The 17,953-nt window shown below is 65.0% G+C and carries 15 protein-coding genes and 1 pseudogene; 12 read left to right on the top strand and 4 right to left on the bottom strand.

Going from position 1 to position 17,953, the window contains the following annotated elements; all coding sequences use genetic code 11:
* The first annotated feature begins 94 nt into the window (after positions 1 to 94).
* From M2319_RS09990 to M2319_RS09950, 9 genes are all read left to right on the top strand, one after another.
* Positions 95 to 1,273: an acetyl-CoA C-acetyltransferase gene (locus M2319_RS09990; RefSeq protein ID WP_319801780.1), complete on the top strand. Its 1,179-nt coding sequence runs from the start codon at positions 95 to 97 to the stop codon at positions 1,271 to 1,273.
* Between the two features lie 151 nt (positions 1,274 to 1,424).
* The gene (locus M2319_RS09985; RefSeq protein WP_264601312.1) at positions 1,425 to 2,393 is read left to right on the top strand and encodes a bifunctional enoyl-CoA hydratase/phosphate acetyltransferase; all 969 of its coding nucleotides are present in this window, start codon (positions 1,425 to 1,427) and stop codon (positions 2,391 to 2,393) included.
* Between the two features lie 11 nt (positions 2,394 to 2,404).
* Positions 2,405 to 3,619: an acetate/propionate family kinase gene (locus tag M2319_RS09980; protein WP_264601311.1), complete on the top strand. Its 1,215-nt coding sequence runs from the start codon at positions 2,405 to 2,407 to the stop codon at positions 3,617 to 3,619.
* A 206-nt stretch (positions 3,620 to 3,825) separates the two neighbouring features.
* Positions 3,826 to 4,722, top strand: coding sequence for a LysR substrate-binding domain-containing protein (locus M2319_RS09975; RefSeq protein WP_264601310.1), 897 nt, complete (start codon positions 3,826 to 3,828; stop codon positions 4,720 to 4,722).
* A 317-nt stretch (positions 4,723 to 5,039) separates the two neighbouring features.
* Positions 5,040 to 6,119 (top strand): ABC transporter ATP-binding protein, encoded by a 1,080-nt coding sequence (locus M2319_RS09970; protein ID WP_264601309.1) that lies wholly within the window; start codon positions 5,040 to 5,042, stop codon positions 6,117 to 6,119.
* On the top strand, positions 6,116 to 7,756 hold the full coding sequence (locus tag M2319_RS09965; RefSeq protein ID WP_264601308.1) for an ABC transporter permease: 1,641 nt from the start codon (positions 6,116 to 6,118) through the stop codon (positions 7,754 to 7,756). Before M2319_RS09970 ends, M2319_RS09965 begins: the two co-directional genes overlap by 4 nt.
* A 16-nt stretch (positions 7,757 to 7,772) precedes the next feature.
* Positions 7,773 to 8,750, top strand: a complete 978-nt coding sequence (locus M2319_RS09960; protein WP_264601307.1) for an extracellular solute-binding protein — start codon at positions 7,773 to 7,775, stop codon at positions 8,748 to 8,750.
* Between the two features lie 77 nt (positions 8,751 to 8,827).
* The gene (locus M2319_RS09955; protein ID WP_264601622.1) at positions 8,828 to 10,048 is read left to right on the top strand and encodes a pyridoxal phosphate-dependent aminotransferase; all 1,221 of its coding nucleotides are present in this window, start codon (positions 8,828 to 8,830) and stop codon (positions 10,046 to 10,048) included.
* Positions 10,049 to 10,069: 21 nt separating this feature from the next.
* Positions 10,070 to 10,945 carry an isocitrate lyase/phosphoenolpyruvate mutase family protein gene (locus tag M2319_RS09950; RefSeq protein WP_264601306.1) on the top strand — a complete coding sequence of 292 codons (876 nt, stop codon included), beginning with the start codon at positions 10,070 to 10,072 and terminating at the stop codon, positions 10,943 to 10,945.
* 377 nt (positions 10,946 to 11,322) lie between these two features.
* Here the strand turns inward: M2319_RS09950 and M2319_RS09945 are convergent, their stop codons facing one another.
* The 4 genes and pseudogenes from M2319_RS09945 to M2319_RS09930 all read right to left on the bottom strand — a co-directional run bounded on the left by M2319_RS09945 (position 11,323) and on the right by M2319_RS09930 (position 14,834).
* The gene (locus M2319_RS09945; protein WP_406682101.1) at positions 11,323 to 11,481 is read right to left on the bottom strand and encodes a pyocin activator PrtN family protein; all 159 of its coding nucleotides are present in this window, start codon (positions 11,479 to 11,481) and stop codon (positions 11,323 to 11,325) included.
* Positions 11,482 to 11,836: 355 nt separating this feature from the next.
* A pseudogene (locus M2319_RS09940) lies at positions 11,837 to 12,037 on the bottom strand (aldehyde dehydrogenase family protein); the annotation flags it as partial.
* Positions 12,038 to 12,063: 26 nt separating this feature from the next.
* Positions 12,064 to 13,992: a bifunctional 5-dehydro-2-deoxygluconokinase/5-dehydro-2-deoxyphosphogluconate aldolase gene (locus M2319_RS09935; RefSeq protein WP_264601305.1), complete on the bottom strand. Its 1,929-nt coding sequence runs from the start codon at positions 13,990 to 13,992 to the stop codon at positions 12,064 to 12,066.
* On the bottom strand, positions 13,989 to 14,834 hold the full coding sequence (locus M2319_RS09930; RefSeq protein WP_264601304.1) for a MurR/RpiR family transcriptional regulator: 846 nt from the start codon (positions 14,832 to 14,834) through the stop codon (positions 13,989 to 13,991). Before M2319_RS09930 ends, M2319_RS09935 begins: the two co-directional genes overlap by 4 nt.
* A 134-nt stretch (positions 14,835 to 14,968) precedes the next feature.
* Between M2319_RS09930 and M2319_RS09925 the strand changes: the two genes are divergently transcribed.
* From M2319_RS09925 to M2319_RS09915, 3 genes are read left to right on the top strand one after another with little or no spacing between them, the layout of a single operon-like run.
* Positions 14,969 to 16,000: an L-idonate 5-dehydrogenase gene (locus tag M2319_RS09925; RefSeq protein WP_264601303.1), complete on the top strand. Its 1,032-nt coding sequence runs from the start codon at positions 14,969 to 14,971 to the stop codon at positions 15,998 to 16,000.
* Positions 15,997 to 17,463: a mannitol dehydrogenase family protein gene (locus tag M2319_RS09920; protein ID WP_264601302.1), complete on the top strand. Its 1,467-nt coding sequence runs from the start codon at positions 15,997 to 15,999 to the stop codon at positions 17,461 to 17,463. The genes M2319_RS09925 and M2319_RS09920 overlap by 4 nt, the downstream gene beginning before the upstream one ends.
* Positions 17,456 to 17,953, top strand: coding sequence for a TRAP transporter small permease (locus tag M2319_RS09915; protein WP_264601301.1), 498 nt, complete (start codon positions 17,456 to 17,458; stop codon positions 17,951 to 17,953). Before M2319_RS09920 ends, M2319_RS09915 begins: the two co-directional genes overlap by 8 nt.

The raw sequence follows: 17,953 nt of genomic DNA, 5'->3' as shown, positions 1-17,953 counted from the left end.
AAGCCTTTCCTCGCGGAGACGTCGATCGCCGAGGCTCAGCAACGCAACCGGCGCCCCGATCCGCAAAAATCGCAAGTAAACTCAGGAGACGAAAATGATCGACGAGATCGTCATCGCAGGTGCCGCGCGCACCGCAGTCGGCACCTTCAACGGCGCCCTTTCCAAGCTTCCCGCCCACCAGCTCGGCACGGTCGCGATCGCCGAGGCCCTCGCCCGCGCCAAGGTCAAGCCGGAAGAGGTCGACGAGGTCATCCTCGGCCAGATCCTCACCGCCGCCACCGGCCAGAACCCCGCCCGCCAGGCTGCCCTCGGCGCCGGCCTGCCGGTCGAGTCGACCGCCTATATCGTCAACCAGCTCTGCGGCTCGGGCCTGCGCGCCGTCGCCATGGGCTACCGCGCGCTCCAGAACGAGGACGCCAAAATCATCGTCGCCGGCGGCCAGGAGAGCATGAGCCAGGCGCCCCATGCCGCGCGCCTGCGCACCGGCGTCAAGATGGGCTCGGCCGAAATGGTCGACACCATGATCATGGATGGTCTGTGGGATGCCTTCAACGACTACCATATGGGCGTCACCGCCGAGAACGTGGCCGCGCAATACGGCCTGACCCGCGAGGAGCAGGACGCCTTCGCGGTCGCCTCGCAGCAAAAGGCCGGCGCCGCCCAGGAAGCCGGCCGCTTCGCCGCCGAAATCGTTCCGGTGACCGTCAAGGACCGCAAGGGCGACATCGTCGTCGACACGGACGAGCATCCGAAGCCGTCGACGACGGTGGACGGGCTCGCCAAGCTGCGGCCGGCCTTCAAGAAGGACGGCACCGTCACTGCCGGCAACGCGTCGGGCATCAATGACGGCGCCGCCGCCGTGGTGCTGATGAGCGGCGACGAGGCGCGCAAGCGCGGCATTGCCCCGCTCGCGCGCATCGTCTCCTGGGCGACGGCCGGCGTCGATCCGTCGGTCATGGGGACCGGCCCGATCGCGGCCTCGAAAAAGGCGCTCGCCAATGCCGGCTGGTCGGTCGGCGACCTCGATCTCATCGAGGCCAACGAGGCCTTCGCCGCCCAGGCGATCGCCGTCAACCGGGAGCTCGGCTTCGATCCGGACAAGGTCAACGTCAATGGCGGCGCGATTGCGCTCGGCCACCCGATCGGCGCCTCCGGTGCCCGCATCCTGGTGACCTTGCTCTACGCGATGCAGGACCGCGGTGCCAAGAAGGGCCTTGCGACCCTGTGCATCGGCGGCGGCATGGGCATGGCCCTGTGCGTGGAACGCGATTGATCGCCCGCATCTGACTTAGCCTCCCGATCCTCGGCCGGATCGCCTCCTCCCAGTGAGATCTGGCGAGCCAGATCCGGCAAAGGACCTGCCTCCCGCCCGCACCCCCCGGGCGGGAGGCGACCGTTTTCGACTTTCACCCCAGGGACAAAAAATGACCGTTCACGCCTCCCTATCGGCCGGCGATCGCCTCGAGCAATCCGATGCCGGCCGCCAGTTCGACGACCTGAAGGCGCTGTGCGCCGGCATGCCCCCACTGCCCACGGCCGTCATCCATCCGTGCGATGAAACCTCCTTGCGCAGCGCCACCGACGGCGCCCGCGAGGGCCTGATCGAACCCGTACTCGTCGGCCCGCGCGCGGCCATCGAGTCCGTCGCCGGGCAGTTGGGCATCGACATTTCGGCCCTGCGCATCGTCGATGCCGGCACGACGCGCGCCGCCGCCGCCAAAGGCATCGAGCTTGCCGCCAACGGCGAGGTCGGCGCCGTGATGAAGGGCGCCCTGCACACCGACGAGCTGATGGGTGCCGTCCTGAAGCGGGAAGGCGGCCTGCGCACGTCCAAGCGCGTCAGCCATGTCTTCGTGATGCGGGTTGCGACCTATCCGAAACCGCTGTTGATCACCGACGGTGTGGTCAACATCACCCCGACCTTGGAAGACAAGGCCCATATCGCCCAGAACGCCATCGATCTGGCGTGCGCATTGGGCATCGAGCAGCCCCGCGTCGCCGTCCTGTCGGCCGTCGAGACCGTCAATCCGAAGATCGCTTCCACGATCGATGCCGCGGCCCTCTGCAAGATGGCCGATCGCGGCCAGATCCGCGGCGGCATCATCGATGGCCCGCTCGCCTTCGACAACGCCATCTCCGCAGAGGCCGCCCGGACAAAGGGGATCGCCTCGCAGGTCGCGGGCCAGCCGGACATCCTCCTCGTGCCCGACCTTGCGTCCGGCAACATGCTGGTCAAGCAGCTTTCCTTCCTCGCCAACGGCGAAGTTGCGGGCATCATCCTCGGCACCTCCATGCCGGTGATCCTGACGAGCCGGGCCGACAGCCTGCAGTCGCGGCTGTCTTCCTGTGCGCTGGCCGTGCTCCTGGCCAACCGCGCCGGGGCGAACGCATGAGGACGCCGCCAATGCCTTCCAACTCGTCGCGCGACGGCGCGCTGCTCGTCCTCAACAGCGGCTCGTCCAGCATCAAGTTCACCGTTTTCCGGATCGGCGGGGAAGGGGACGACATCGTCACCCTGTTCTCCGGCCAGCTCACGGGGATCGGCACCAATGCGGAATTCTCCGTCAAGGACACGGCCGGCGTCTCGCTTGCCCGCGAATCCTGGGCGGACCGCGACACCGGCGGCGTCGCGCCGCTCCTGCACGACCTCATCGCCTGGATCCGCGCCCGCCTGCCCGACCTGCCGCTGCTGGCGGCCGGCCACCGGGTCGTCCATGGCGGTGCCGGCTTCCACCATCCGGTGCGGGTCACCGACCGCGTGCTCGACGAACTGGAAGCGCTGGTCCCCCTCGCGCCCTTGCACCAGCCCCAGAACGTCTCGGCCATCCGTGTGCTGGCCGAGAGTTTCGGCGACCTGCCGCAGATCGCCTGTTTCGATACCGCCTTCCACCACTCCGAGCCGGCCGTGGCCAGGACCTATGGCCTGCCGCGGGTCCTCAGCGAACGCGGCCTGATGCGCTACGGCTTTCACGGCCTGTCCTACGAGTTCATTGCCCGGCACCTCGGCGAAACGCTGCCGGAGGTGGCGAAGGGCAGGGTGGTCGTTGCCCATCTCGGCAACGGGTCCAGCCTGTGCGCCCTGAAGGACGGGCGCAGCATCGATACCACGATGGGCTTCTCGGCCCTGGAGGGCGTGCCCATGGGCACCCGCTCCGGCAGCATCGATGCCGGCATCCTGCTCTATCTGATGCGCCAGATGGGCATGGATGCCGATGCGCTGGAGCATCTGCTCTACCACGAATGCGGGCTCCTCGGCGTCTCCGGCATCTCCAACGACATGCGCGTTCTTCTGGAAAGCGACAGGCCGGAGGCGAGGGAGGCGGTCGATCTCTTCTGCTATCACGTCGCCAAGGAGATCGGCGCCCTCAGCTCTGCGCTCGCAGGCCTTGACGCACTCGTCTTCACGGCCGGCATCGGCGAGCATTCCGCCCCGGTGCGCAGCCGCATCTGCAGCTATCTCGGCTTCCTCGGCATCACCCTCGACGAGGCCGCCAACGACCGCGGCGAGGCGTCGATCGCCGCCCCCGGATCGCTGCCCGTCTATATCATCGGCACCAACGAGGAATTCATGATCGCCCGCCACGCCGTCAGCGTCTTGAACGCCAGGAACGCGGCATGACGTTGCCCGCAGGTCTGCAGCCGCCGAAAGGACGGTGGCTGCGGACCACGCGGGTATCGGCTGCCTTGCCCCGCGGCGAAGGTCGCGTTCGGATCGAGCGTTTTCGCCGGCACGAAAGGTCTATCGCCGTTGTGGGGAACCTCAGGCACATATAAGGTGGGTCCGTTAGAGAAATAGACGGTCACGCGATGAGGCGTTTGCCCCCGTTGAAGGCGTTGCAGGCTTTTGAGGCCGCGGCCCGGCACGAGAGTGTCACCATGGCGGCGGCGGAGCTCAATGTGAGCCACAGTGCGGTTAGCCAGCAAATCAAGGCGCTGGAGCACTATTTCAACCAGAAGCTCTTCAAGAAAAAAGGCAACGGGCTGGAGCTGCTGCCCAAAGCCCGAAACTATCTTCAGGACATCAAGCAGAGCCTCGACCTCATCGCCGTTGCGTCAGAAAATCTTTCAAGCTCCAGTGCCATCAAACGGGTGCGGGTGAATGCCACGCCGACCTTTGCCACGCAGTGGCTGATCCCGAGGATCGCCGAATTCCAGCGCGTATACCCCACGATCGAAGTGCGCATGGAAACGTCGATGACCGACGACCTGCCCAATGAGGCGGAAAACAACGACCTCATCATCCGGCGTTATCCGATGAAACAAAGCGGGATGGTCTGCGTGCGGCTTCTTGAGGATGAAACGATCGCGGTCGCTTCTCCCAAGCTGTTGCGGGACCATCGTCCGTCGCAAGCGTCGGACCTGCTGAACTACGATCTGCTCCACATCAGAAGCCGGATTTCGGCGTGGCCCACCTGGTTTCGAAAGGCCGGTATCGAGTCCAGCCACACGCTCCAGGGCCAGGTCTTCGACCATATCTTTCTCGCGATCGCTGCAGCGAAAAACGGGGCCGGGATATGTCTGACGCCCCGCGCATTCGTCGAGCAGGAACTGGCAGAGGACAGACTGGTCAATCTCTGTCCGGACATCGCTGTCGTCGGATCGGGTTTCTTCGGGCTCTATGACAAGCAGAACAGAAGCCTGCGCAATATCGAAGGCCTGATCAACTGGCTGATTCAGCGTGTGCCGAACGGCACGCCGGACGGCATGGATGTCGCGTGGTAGCTCCATAGCCGAGCGCCCGGCATCGCGCCGCATATCGCGGCCCGTTGCTGTCTCGTCTGACTGTCGTCCTTGACAGAAATCACCGCATGCCGCTGCCGGCGATGCTGTGGCCGAGCGCATGTTGGCAACGCCATCTGTCACAAAAGCTTAATGTTGAGCGCATATCGTTGCTGGTTTTGCGCTGAATATCCTGCACTATGTAAGAAATTCTGACAGAATGGTAAATTTCTAATGCTTTCTTTTCCGTAGCTCCCTTGCTTAGTTTCGCTCCGAAAGCCCGGCTGGAGGGCATTCCGAGTTTTGGGAGCTGACCGGGCGTGACGGAACTAAGACTGGACGGCATCAGGAAATCCTACGGCGACGTGGAAGTCCTGAAGGGGATCAGCCGTCAGATACCCAATGGCGCCTTCTTCACGCTTCTCGGGCCGAGCGGCTGCGGAAAGACGACATTGCTGCGCGTGGTCGCGGGCTTCGTCAGGCCGACGGCCGGCTCTGTGCATTTCGCCTCCGAAGACGTCACCGATGTTGCTCCGCACCGGCGCGAAATCGGCATGGTCTTTCAGGACTACGCGCTTTTCCCGGACAAGACCGTGTTTGAGAACGTTGCCTACGGACTGCGCGCACGCGGCAGGCCGAGGGAGGAAATCAAGCGCAAGGTCGGCGAATATCTCGAACGGGTCGGGCTCGGGTCCCTTGGCGACCGGTCTCCCACGGCGTTGAGCGGCGGCCAGCGCCAACGCGTTGCCCTTGCCCGCGCACTGGTGATCGGTCCGCGCGTTCTCCTGATGGATGAGCCGCTGTCCAATCTCGATGCCGCGCTCCGTGTGCAGATGCGCGATGTCATCCGGTCGCTGCAGATCGAGACCCGCACCACCACGATTTTCGTCACCCACGATCAGGAAGAGGCCTTGGCCATGTCCGACCAGGTCGCGGTGATGAAGAACGGCCGCATCGACCAGTGCGGGGCGCCCGACGATGTCTACCGCAATCCCCAGACGGCCTATGTCGCCGGTTTCGTCGGGTCCTCAAATCTGCTTCCGGCGCGCCCGGTCGGCAACGGCAGCGGCGGGCCGGACCGGTTCGATGTCAACGGAACGCTCGTTTCTGGCCGCAAGATGTCCGACGCGGAAGACGGCCGATACCTCGCCGTGGCCCGTCCCGAGAACCTCGGCATACGCGGCGCTTCCGGCGCGCCGGGAGAAGGGGAACTCGCCGGCCGCATCAAGTCGCTGCAGTTCCAGGGCTACCGCACGAGCTATGCCGTCACCCTCGACGGCGGCGGGGACGTCAATGTCGAAACGTTCGGCGAGTTGGCCGTCGCTCCGCTGGCGCGGGGGGATGAGGTGATCATCTCGTTCAACGGCAACTGCCTGTTCGTCCCCGAGGCCTCGCGATGAACCGCTTTCTCCCGTGGGGGCTTCTGAGCGGCGTTGCCCTGGCATTTCTGCTGCTCTTCATCGCCTATCCGATCCTCGGTGTCCTGTTGCGCAGTTTCCTGGGGGAAAACGGCACGTTTTCCCTGGAGGGCTTTGCAATCTTCCTGACCCAGGGCCGGTACCTCGAAGCCTTCTTCAATTCGATCGTCCTGGGGCTCTCCGTCACCGCAAGCTGCACCGTGGTCGGTGTTTTTCTTGCGTTCATCGTGGCGCGGTTTGAAATCCCGTTTTCGAACGTCGTTTTCCTGTTGCCGCTGTCGGTCCTCATCATACCGGAACTGATCTCGGCGCAGTCCTGGATCATGGTCTTCGGCAACAACGGCCTCGTTACGAATCTGCTCCACGAACTGGGGCTGCCGTTTCCGCGCTTTTACGGCTGGTTCGGGCTCATCTACGTGATGACCCTTACCTACTACGTCCATATCTTCCTTGCCGCTCTCGCCGCGTTGCGCGGCTTCGACCACAGTCTTGAAGAAGCGGGCCAGAGCCTCGGAACGGCGCCGTTGAGGACCCATATCAAGGTGGTCCTCCCGACGATCGTCCCGGCCGTCCTGTCGGCGGGACTGGTCGTCTTCACGCTGGTGGTCGGCAATTTCGCGATTTCCATCGCCCTTGGCCAGCGCGTCCCGCTGCTTTCGGTCCTCACCTACAGAAGCTTCATCAGCGAGCTGGGCGGCAACCCGACGATGCAGTCGACGCTGGCAACGGTTTCGATCCTGCTGGTCGTCTCGGTCCTGTCGGTTCAGCGCTGGTACATCAGCCGGCGCGATTACCAGATGGTGGCCGGACGCACGCCCCTGCGGGCGAGGCTCGCCGGCTGGAAGGCGCGGATTGCCGGTGGCTTTGCGGGGCTCGTCATCGTGCTCTCGCTGCTCCCCGCCTTCGTGGTGCTGGTCGGATCGGTCACCGTCTCGCGCGGCCCGGTGATGTATTGGGGCCAGTTCACGCTCGACAATTATGTCCGCATTTTCGACTTCAACCTGAACGTCGTCTTCAATTCGCTCCGGTTTGCCTCCCTGGCCACGCTGCTCGGCGTGAGCTTTGCGACGCTGGTCTCCTATCTGCTCGTCAAGAAGCGGAACGCACTGAGTTCCACGCTCGATTACCTCTTGCTGCTGCCGCTCACCATCTCCGGCACGGTGCTCGGCATTGCGCTGGCACAGGGGTTCAATTCGGGACCGCTCGTCCTCACGGGCACGGCGGCCATCATGGTGCTTGCGATGATGCTGCGGCGGCTGCCCTTCGGCGTTCGCAACGCCTCGTCAAATCTGCACAACATCTCCGGTTCGCTGGAGGAGGCCTCGGTCAGTCTCGGCGTGCCGCCCGTCCGCACCTTCTTCAATGTCGTCCTGCCCTTGATGGCGCCGGGTATCGCGGCGGCCGCCATCCTGACCTGGGTGACGACGGTCGCCGAGCTGAGTGCCAGCGTCGTCATCTACCAGGCCGGGCAGGAGACGCTGCCGATTCAGATTTTCCGCCTCATCAACAGCGACTTGATGGCCCGGGCTTCGGCCTTCGGCGTCATCGACATGATCATCATCCTGGTCCCTGTCTTCCTCGGAATCCGGGTGATGAAGGTGAGACTGTTTTCATCCTGACCACAAGGAGAATGACATGAGAAAGGCACTGCAGCACCTGGTTGTCGCGACAGCCATCGCCCTTGCGGGCACCGCCGCAGCAACGGCCGGTGAGGTCAACCTCTACACCTCCAACAGCGAGGACTCCGTGGCGATGGTCCTCGACAAGGTTCGCGAGGAGGCGCCTGACATCACGATCAACGTCATCGCCGGCAGCTCCGGCACGCTGTTGCGGCGCATCGAGGCGGAGAAAGCCAACAACGTGGCGGATCTGTTCTGGAGCAGCGGGTTTTCGACGCTCGCCGAATTCTCCGACCTGTTCGAAAAGTACGACAGTCCGCAGGTCGACAATCTGCTGCCGGCGCTGCAGGCCAAGGACGATCTGTGGACCGGCACCAACACCCACGTGATGGTTCTGATGATCAACGAGGATGTGCTCGAAGGCGCGGCCCCTGAGACCTGGCAAGACATCATGAACGAAAGCTGGAAGGGCAAGGTCACGATGGCCGATCCCGCCAATTCCAGCTCCGCCTATGCGCAGCTCTACGGCATTTACACGCTCTATGGCGAGGAGGGGGTCCGCAAGCTCGCCGATGTGGTCTCGCTTCAGGGCTCGACCAGCGGCGCCTACAGGTCGGTGGCGCAGGGCGAGTTCGCGGTTGGCATGACGATGGAATACGCCGCGCAACGCTATGTCGCCGGCGGTCAGAACGAAATCAGGCTGGTCTATCCCTCCGACGGCACATTCCTCTCTCCGGAAGGGCTGACCCTGATCAAGAACGCACCGCATCCGGACGATGCCAGGCGCGTCTATGACCTGCTCCTGTCAAAGGACCTGCAGGCCGGCCTCGTCGGCCTCACCTTCCGCCGCCCGTCGCGCGCTGATCTCGACGAGGCGCTGCAGTCCAGCGGTCTGCCTCTCATGAACGACATCAGGATCATCGACATCGATCAGGGCAAGGCTGCCGCCGAGCGCGACATGCTTCTGGACCTTTGGACCAAGGCCCGGGGCTGAGCGTCTCCGGCTCTCCCAAGACCCGGGGGCCGGCCTTGGCTGACCCCCATCTTTCCCGGAATTCAAAGGATCAGAATATGGGCATCCTGTCTGCCAAATTGTCGGCGGTGAAGCCTTCGCAGACCAAAGCGATGACCGCCCTCGCGGCGGAACTGAAAGCACAAGGCAAGACGATCATTACATTGTCTCAGGGCGAGCCGGATTTCGCCACGCCCGATCATATCGCCCGGGCGGCCATTGCCGCGATTCATGCCGGTCACACGAAATACACCGCCGTTGCCGGCATTCCGGCCTTGCGCGAAGCCGTCGCGGAAAAATTCCAGCGCGAGAACAATCTCACCTTCGCCGCGGACCAGATCACCGTCGGCTGCGGCGCAAAACAGCTCCTGTTCAACGCGCTGGTGGCGAGCCTCGATGACGGTGACGAAGTCGTCTTCCCGACCCCGTGCTGGGTGTCCTATCCCGAGATCGTCAAGCTCGCGGGTGGCGTTCCGATTGCCGTTGAAACGCGCGTCGGGGATGGGTTCATCATGCAGCCGTCCGATCTGCGCGCCGCCATCACGCCGCGCACCAAATGGCTGATGCTGAATTCTCCCTCCAATCCGACGGGCGCCGTCTATTCCCGGCGGAACCTTGAGGGCCTGGCGGCGGTGCTGCGCGATTTTCCGAATGTCTGGGTGCTGGCCGACGACATCTATGAGCATCTGGTCTATGGCGATGCCGAATTCTGCACCATGGCCGAAGTGGCGCCGGATCTCGCCAGCCGGACCGTGACCGTGAACGGCGTCTCGAAGTCCTGCGCCATGACCGGCTGGCGGGTGGGATATGCCGGCGGTCCGCTGGAGCTCATAAAGGCCATGAACACGGTGCAGGGACAGTCGACATCGCACACCTGTTCCATTTCCCAGCATGCAGCGGTGGCGGCCCTCAACGGCGACCAGGGCTTTATCGGGGAATTTCGCGACGCCTTTGAGAAGCGGCGCGACCTGGTCGTCCAACGGATCAACGAAATCCCCGGACTTTCCTGCGACACGCCCGATGGTGCGTTCTACGTCTTTGTCGGATGCGAGGCGCTTCTCGACGGCACGACGCCGCAAGGCAAGACGCTCGCAACCGACATGGATTTCGCAATGTACCTGATGGAGGAAGCGGGCGTTGCGGTCGTGCCGGGCTCCGGCTTTCTGGCCGACGGATTCATCCGCATTTCCTATGCGTCGTCGCAAGACGATCTGCAAAACGCCTGCACTGCCATCGGTGCGGCGGTCGCCAGGCTCAAGCGCGCGCAAGGCGCCGCATAATTCACTGAAAGTGCAATAAACATGCGAAAAACAAGCAAGAACCTCCGCGAAATCATCGCCAATGGCGGCATGGCCCGCGTCATGGCCGCCCACGATCCGCTGTCCGCCATGCTCGTCGAAGAGGCCGGGTTCGACGGCATCTGGGCGAGCGGATTTGAAATTTCGGCCGCCATGGGACTGGCCGACATATCCCTCGTCTCGATGACCGAGCACCTGACCAACATGCGCAACATGGCGGCCAGAACGTCCTTGCCGATCGTTGCCGACATCGACACCGGCTACGGCAACGCGATCAACGTGCTTTATACGGTCGAGCAGTTCGAAGCGGCCGGCGCGGCGGCTGTCGTCATCGAAGACAAGATGTTTCCCAAGGTGACGTCGCTGATCGACGGCGGCCGCCAGGACCTTCTGCCGATCGCGGAATTCCAGGGCAAGATCGAAGCGGCCTTGAGTGTGCGCAAAGACCCCGAGTTCCTGATCATTGCCCGCACCGAGGCCCTGATCGCCGGGCGCGGCGAGCGCGAAGCCCTGGAGCGGGCCCGCGCCTACCAGGCGGCAGGCGCCGACATGATCCTGATCCATTCAAAACAGAAGACGCCGGACGAGATCGAGAGCTTCATCAAGGCCTGGGATGGAAAGGCGAAAATCGTCATCGTGCCGACCGCCTATCCGCAAATGACGGAGGCGCGCGCCCGATCGCTCGAGAAGATCGGCATCCTCATCTATGGCAATCACGCGGTCCGCGCCGCGGTGACCGGGATGCAGAAGGTGTTCGCACAGATCATCACCGACGGCGGCATCCAGAATGTGAATGCCGATATCGTTCCTGTCTCGGAAATCTTCCGCCTGCAAAAAATGGACGAAGTCAAGCAAAACGAAAAACGCTTCCTGCGCTGACCGGACCGCAGGGGAAGTGGTTTTCAGTGGCATTGGTCGTTCTAACTTGAGAAACAGAGCGAAATGACCCATCTACCAAAATGCGGGCAGCAGAAGTCGGCGCGATTCTGTTGCGGCTCAGGAAGCGTATATACTTGGTTGAAAAATATTGAGAATTTGCCGTCGCGCCGATGATGGACTGGACGGACGTTGCGAAAAGTGACGCAATTTCAATGCCTAACGGATTTTGAATTCGCGGCGTTGTACGTTCGTTGTACCGGTCGGCCAGTCCAACGATCATCGATGGGGTAGGGTGCGGGCGACTGGCCAACGGACGGCCGCCTCTCCTGATCTTTCGAGAACCGTAGTTCAAGAAGTGTCAAGCCGGTACTGAGGGGCTATCTGGCGCGGAAGGCACGAGCTTCCGATGACGCCATCTCGCGCCGTTTGTCGAGGTAAGAGGCGAGGTCCTGCAGGTGCACGCCCTTTGCGCTTTCCTGGCTTCTTTCCGCCCTGGTGAACGGCAGGTCGATCTCCCCGGTGCTCACCTTGCGCAGGAACTTGGCGATCGTCAGGTGGGAAAAGTGATCCCTGCAAACGATCTCTGCCGGGAGAGATCAAACGTCCATCATACTGTGCATGAGCAAGAAAAGCGTGTTCAACAGCGTGATCCGTCTGAGGCAATCGGTTCGATAGTCAACAGCGCGGACCGGGAGTTCAATGGGAGCGAATGGCGCCGCCGGGATAGCGCCGGTGGATATCGCGTGTTCGCGCAGGCCTGGCGAATGGTCTCGTAGTGCAAAATGTGGTTCGACCAACGGCGGTTAGCCGCCGGAGAACGGCGCGATGTGAGCACGAACTCTTGAGGAACGGCGGGTTGCCGCCAATTTCCTCTTCTTCCTTTTTTAGAACCAGATCGGCTTCCGGCAGGATGACAATAAGGTTCTTGGCGCCGCCGAGCGCCTGGAGGCGCTTTTCGTGGGCCGCGCCGGTGGCGTAGATGTGGCGGGCGACCGGCGTCGAGCCCTTGACGCCGGGATGGGTAAGCAGGGCGTCGACCGGCTCCTTGTCGCCGTTGACGCCGTTGACGCCGTTGTCGGGCAGCCCGGCCTCGTTCTGCCCGGACTGATGGTCGGCCGTCAGGCGACCGCGCGCGTCTGGCGGGCCTGGACCCAGATGTCGACCAGCCGCGCGAACCGCGTCGTCAGCCGCCGGCGGGCCTCGTCGTCGGAAATCGTGCCGGCCAGCCAGTCGCGGGCGGCAGCGCCAAAGACGGTGCGGCCGACGGCAAAGCCGCGAACCACCGGCGAGGCGGCGGCACGGGCGAGGCTTTCTTCCAACACCTCGATGGGCGCGTCGAGGCCGAGCAGGAGAACGCCGCGGCACCACGGATCCTCGGCCCGCACGACCTGTTCGATGGCGTGCCAGCCGCGGGTCGTCTGGTCCGGCAGTTTCCACCAGTCGGGGCGGATGCCTTCGCTGTAGATCTGCGCGAGGGCGTCGGCGGTCGCGGTCTCGCCGGCGCTGCGGTCGGTGCCGATGACCTCGACGAGGAATTCCAGCCGCGCCTTGCGCGCCGCCGAGGCGAGCCGGTGAAGCTGGTCCATCTGGGTGCGCCGCATCTCGTCCGGGTCGTTGGCGTTGTGGTACACGAGGCATTTGGCGACATGGTCGGGCGGCCAGCTCTGCAGTTCGGCGCCGAGGCTCGGCGGGCCTTCGAAGCGCAGCGGCCGGGACGTGGGCACCTCGACCGGGCGACCGATCCAGACGCCCTCGCGTTCGGCCCGGAACAGGGCGTCGCGGCCGTAGCGGCCGTCGAGCAGGGTGCCGAGCATGACGCCGTCATGCCGGGCCGCCAAGAGGGCATCGAGGCAGAGCGACTTGAAGGCGGAAATCCGGGCCCGCGGGACGCCGGCCTCGTCGGCCATCGCCTCGAGCTGGACGCGGTGGTCGGCGGCGAGCGCGCAGATATCGTTCCATTGCGGACGCCGGGTGGTCGACCAGTGGACGTGTTCGAGCCAGGCGTCCTCGCGCAGGCGCGGCGTGACGATGCCGCGTTCGAAGAAGATCTGCAGCTCTTCCCAGGTCGGATAGGACGGTGCGCAGCCATGGCGCGACACGGCAAGGGCGCCGCAGGCATTGGCGATGCGGCAGCACTCCTCCAGCGGCAGGTCGCGGAGATAGCCGCGCAGGAAGCCGGCCATGAAGCCGTCGCCGGCGCCGAGCACGTTGAAGACCTCGACCGGAAAGCCTTCCGACGACACGCCGTCCTCCAGATCCTCCGGGATCGGGCCGGGAAAGACCAGGCATCCCTTGGGTCCGGTCTTCAGCACGATGAGGGCATCGGTGCGGGAACGAATGGCAAGGAGCGCCTCGCGGGTATCGCCGGCACCACCGGCGATGCTGACCTCCTCGTCGGTGCCGACGACGACGTCGCAATGGGGCAGGATCTCCTGCACCCGGGCGGTCACCGCGGCATCGCTGACGAAGCGGATGTCGCCTTCGCCGGCGCCGGCCAGGCCCCACAGGTTCGGCCGATAGTCGATGTCGAAGACCACCTTGCGGCCGGCGGCGCGGGCCGCTGCCATCGCCTTGTGGCTGGCGGCGGCGAGATGCGGCTTGGAGAAGTGGGTGCCGGTGACCACGACCGCGCGGGCGCGGGCGATGAAGGCAGGGTCGATATCGTCTTCGCAAAGCGCTGCGTCGGCGCAGTCGGTACGGGCGAACAGCAGGGGAAAACTGCGGTCGTCCTCGATGCCGAGGAAGGCCATGGCGGTCAGCCGCTTGGGATCGCTGCCGAGGGCTTCGGTGGAAACGCCCTCGGCCTCAAGCGTCTCGCGGACGAAGCGGCCGAGCTGGTCGTCGCCGACCCGGCTGATCACCGCCACCTCGAGGCCGAGCCGGGCGGCACCGACGGCGATGTTGGTCGGGCAGCCGCCGACATATTTGGAGAAGCTGCGGGTGTCCTCCATGCGGCAGCCGATCTGGTCGGAATAGAGATCCACGCAGCTGCGCCCGATGGTGATCGCGTCGAGGGTGGGGGCGGTCTGGTCTGCCATTTCGGTCATTGTCTCTCGTCTTGCGGGTTCGACTTGTGGGCGCTGAAGGTGCCGGCGCGGATCGCCAGCACCAGTGCCAGCGAGATCGTTGCGGTAAGCGAGCGGAAATTCTCCACGCTGGCCTCGACGACCTCGAAAACGACATCGGCGTGGACGTAGGGAGCGCGCGGCACGTCGACGATGGCGACGGTTCGGGCGCCCTTGTCGAGAGCCCGGCTGAAGACGTCCGCCGTCGTCTGGGCGCCGGGCAGGAAGGAGATGGCGACGACCACGTCGTCGGGCCCGATGAGGTTGCTCTGCTGCTCGAGCATGCCGCCGATGCCATCGAACAGATGGGCCGGCATTTCCAGCCGGGCGAGGTTGTAGGCGAGATAGGCGGCGGCCGGGAAGGTGCGTTTCTGGGCGAGTACGTGGACGGTCCGGGCGTCGGCGATGAAGCCGGCGGCCTCGTCGATCTTGTCGGGCGAGATCGTCAGCTGCAGATCCTTCAGCGACTCGATGCCGGCCTCAATGAAGCGGCGCATCATGTCGTCGGTCGCATCGGCGCCGCCGTGCTGCTCAAGATTGCGGACCCGGTCGCGGTAGGACGGTGCTGCCGCCTCCAGCCGCTGGCGGAACACGTTCTGCATTTCCGAAAAGCCGGAATAGCCGAAATGCTGGGCGAAGCGGATGATCGCCGAGGGCGCGACGCCGATCTCCGCGGCAAGGCCGGCAACGGCGCGCAGGGCGAAGGCGGAGGGATCGAGCTGGGCATAATCGGCGATCAGCCGCAGCCGCTTGCTCAGATCGTTGCGCTGGCTGGCGATCGAACGGCGCAGGGTCTCGTAGCTTTCGGGCGCGGGGCCGTCCATGCTCTCGGGTTTCCTCCAAATATGTTTCTGAATGGAATGTTTATTCCATATTGACTTGAGAATAGATTTTATGATCTAAAATGGACAACATCAAGATAAAAGGTGCTCCGGCATTCGGGAGGAAAGGCACCAAAATGAAGGCATGCGTCATTCACGCCGCGCATGACGTCCGGCTGGATAGCCTGGACGAGCGCGCGCTGGAGCCGGACGAAGTGCGCCTGAACTTCGGTTTCGGCGGCGTCTGCGGCTCCGACATCCACTATTTCCTGCACGGCCGCGTCGCCGATTCCATCGTCCGCGCGCCGATGATCCTCGGCCATGAGTTCACCGGCGTCGTCGCCGAGATCGGGTCTGCGGTCAGCGGGCTTGCCATCGGCGACAAGGTGGCGGTCAATCCGGCCCGTCCCTGCGGCGACTGCGCCTATTGCCGCAAGGGCGTCACCAATCTGTGCACGTCGATGCGGTTCATGGGCAGCGCCGCCTTCTCCCCGCACGAGAACGGCGGCTTTGCCGAGCGGCCGGTGGTGTCCGCGCGCCAGTGCATCCGCCTTTCCGAAGATGCCGACCTGCGCCATGTGGCGATGTCGGAACCGTTCGCCGTGGCGCTCCATGCGGTTGCCCAGGCCGGCGATCTGGCCGGCCGCTCGGTTCTGGTCTCCGGCGCCGGGGTGATCGGGCAGCTCGTTGCCGTGGCGGCGCGGCGCGCCGGTGCCGGTGCGATCACCATGACCGACGTTTCCGATGCCGCGCTTGCCCGCGCCGCCGATCTCGTCGCCGACCGGACGGTCAATGTCGGCAATGCGGCGGCGGCCGAGACGCTCGCGTCGAGCCCGGCGTTCGATGCGGTGTTCGAGGCTTCCGGCACGGCACCGGCGTTCAACCTGGCGCTGGCCGCGGCGCGGCCGCAGTCGACGATCGTTCAGGTCGGTTTCCTGCCGCCGGCTTCGCCGCTCGATCTCGCCAAGCTGTTGACGCGCGAACTGCTCGTGCGCGGCGCCTATCGCTTCGTCGACGAATTCGAGGTGGCGGTGCGGGCGATCACGGGCGGCGAGGTCGACCTGCGCCCGCTGATCACCGCGACCTGCACGCTAGAGGCGCCCGATGAGGTGTTCGCCCGCGCCACCGACAAGACCTGCAACGCGAAGGTGATGGTGACATTTTCATGACCGGGGCAGCGGGACAGATCGGTACGGAAGCGTTGGGCTACGATCCGGCGGTCCTCAGGCCGGGTGCCCTCCACCTCGGCATCGGCGCATTCCATCGCGGCCACCAGCAGGTCTATTACGACGACCTGGCCCGCGACGGCGAGCGCGACTGGGGGGTGGTCGGCGTCAACCTGCTGCCGCCCGACCTCGGCGATGCCCATCGCCGCCAGGAAGGCCGCTATGGCGTTCTTTCCCGCGACCAGCACGGCAGCGACTGCCGGGCGATCGGAACCTTGCGGGAGTTCCATTTCGCCGCCGGCGCCGCCGATGCCGCGCGCTTTGCCGGTGCCCGCTTCATAACGCTGACAATCACCGAAAAAGGCTATTGCCACGTTCCGGGCACCACGGACCTCGATCCCGCCTCGGCGATCGCTGCCGACCTCGCCGCGCCGCAAACGCCGGTGACGGCGGTCGGCTTCCTGTGCCGACTGCTCGAGGCCCGGCGCCAGGCCGGCGGCGGTGGCGTGACGATCGCCAGTTGCGACAACGTACCGGCCAACGGCCGGCTGCTGCGCGCCGTGATGGAGCAATATGCGGCCGAGGCATGGCCGCAGCTCGGTCCGTGGATGCGCGACAACGTCGCCTTCCCGAATTCCATGGTCGACCGCATCGTACCGGCGATGTCGGCGGAAAGCCGCCACCTGCTCGAAACGGCGCTCGGCACCGGCGATGCCCTTGGCGTCGTCACCGAGCCGTTCCGCCAGTGGGTGCTGGAGGACGCGGTCGCCGGCGCCCGGCCGCCGTTCGAACGGGCCGGTGTGCAGATCGTGCCCGACGTCGCGCCCTACGAGCACATGAAGCACCGCATGCTCAACGGCCTGCAGTCGGCCTATGCCGAGCTCGGCCGGCTCTGCGGCTGTGCGACCAGCCATGCGGCGGCGACAGATCCGGCGCTCGTCGCCTGGGCGAAGTGGTTTCACAAGGTGCAGGCGACGACGCTCGCCTGTCCGCCGGGCGAGGACCTTGCCGCCTATGGCCGGGTCAGCCTGGAGCGGCTGGCCAACCCGACGATCCATCACCCGCTCGGCCAGATCGCCACCGACGGCAGCTTCAAGCTGTCGCAGCGCATCGCCGCGCCGGCCGCCGACCTGGTGGCGACGGGCGGCGATCCGACCTGCCATGCCATGGTGCTGGCCGCCTGGATGCTGCAGGCGGGCGAATGCAAGCCCGACGCCGGCGGGTTCACTCCGAGCGATCCGCTCGCCTCCCGCCTGGCCGATCTCCGTTCCCGCCATGCCGGCGATGCCGCCGCCACTGCCGGCGCTTTTCTCGACCTGCCGATCTTTCTCCCGGCGCTCGGGAAAAGCGCCGGCTTCCGTGAGTTGGTGGCGCGGTGGATCGGCATTTTCGGCGAGCGCACCGGGCGGCCGGAGGCGATCCGGGCCGCCATCGCCGGGGCTGTCGAGGAGATGGCCGATGCGTAGGATCCTCGCCGGCCGCACACCGGAGGAATGGATCGGCGCCATCGCCATGACGGTGGTGCTGGCGCTGCTCGGCTTCCAGGTGGTCGCCCGGTTCGGCTTCAGCCGGTCGTTCAGCTGGCTGGAGGAAGTGAGCCGCTTCGCCTTCGTCTGGGCGGTCTATTTCGGCTTCGTGATTGCCGCGGAGAAGGATCGCCATATCCGCATCTCGCTGCATATCGAAGCCTTGCCGCGGCGACCGCGGCTGATCCTCTTCACCCTCGCCGACACCGTCTGGCTGGTCTTCAACGCCGTCGTCATCTGGCACGGCTACTGGTTCACGATGTCGATGTTCGAGTTCCCCTACATCTCGCAGACGACCGGTATCAATCTGGTCTGGGTGCAGATGATCGTCCCCCTCGGCTTCCTCTTGATGTCGGTGCGGATCGTGCAGGTCATGATCCGCCGCTGGCAGGGAGAAGAGGAGCACGTCGATCACCGCAAGGGGGACTGA

Source organism: Rhodobium gokarnense (assembly GCF_025961475.1).
GTDB lineage: Bacteria > Pseudomonadota > Alphaproteobacteria > Rhizobiales > Rhodobiaceae > Rhodobium > Rhodobium gokarnense.
Note: the sequence above shows the minus strand (reverse complement) of the source record. Positions and strands in the feature narration are given on the sequence as shown.

Coding starts and splice junctions, on each gene's coding strand:
- M2319_RS09985 (WP_264601312.1), top strand. CDS start 1,425: ATGACCGTTCACGCCTCCCTATCGGCCGGCGATCGCCTCGAGCAATCC.
- M2319_RS09955 (WP_264601622.1), top strand. CDS start 8,828: ATGGGCATCCTGTCTGCCAAATTGTCGGCGGTGAAGCCTTCGCAGACC.
- M2319_RS09925 (WP_264601303.1), top strand. CDS start 14,969: ATGAAGGCATGCGTCATTCACGCCGCGCATGACGTCCGGCTGGATAGC.
- M2319_RS09920 (WP_264601302.1), top strand. CDS start 15,997: ATGACCGGGGCAGCGGGACAGATCGGTACGGAAGCGTTGGGCTACGAT.
- M2319_RS09935 (WP_264601305.1), bottom strand. CDS start 13,992: ATGACCGAAATGGCAGACCAGACCGCCCCCACCCTCGACGCGATCACC.
- M2319_RS09960 (WP_264601307.1), top strand. CDS start 7,773: ATGAGAAAGGCACTGCAGCACCTGGTTGTCGCGACAGCCATCGCCCTT.
- M2319_RS09990 (WP_319801780.1), top strand. CDS start 95: ATGATCGACGAGATCGTCATCGCAGGTGCCGCGCGCACCGCAGTCGGC.
- M2319_RS09930 (WP_264601304.1), bottom strand. CDS start 14,834: ATGGACGGCCCCGCGCCCGAAAGCTACGAGACCCTGCGCCGTTCGATC.
- M2319_RS09950 (WP_264601306.1), top strand. CDS start 10,070: ATGCGAAAAACAAGCAAGAACCTCCGCGAAATCATCGCCAATGGCGGC.
- M2319_RS09980 (WP_264601311.1), top strand. CDS start 2,405: ATGCCTTCCAACTCGTCGCGCGACGGCGCGCTGCTCGTCCTCAACAGC.
- M2319_RS09965 (WP_264601308.1), top strand. CDS start 6,116: ATGAACCGCTTTCTCCCGTGGGGGCTTCTGAGCGGCGTTGCCCTGGCA.
- M2319_RS09915 (WP_264601301.1), top strand. CDS start 17,456: ATGCGTAGGATCCTCGCCGGCCGCACACCGGAGGAATGGATCGGCGCC.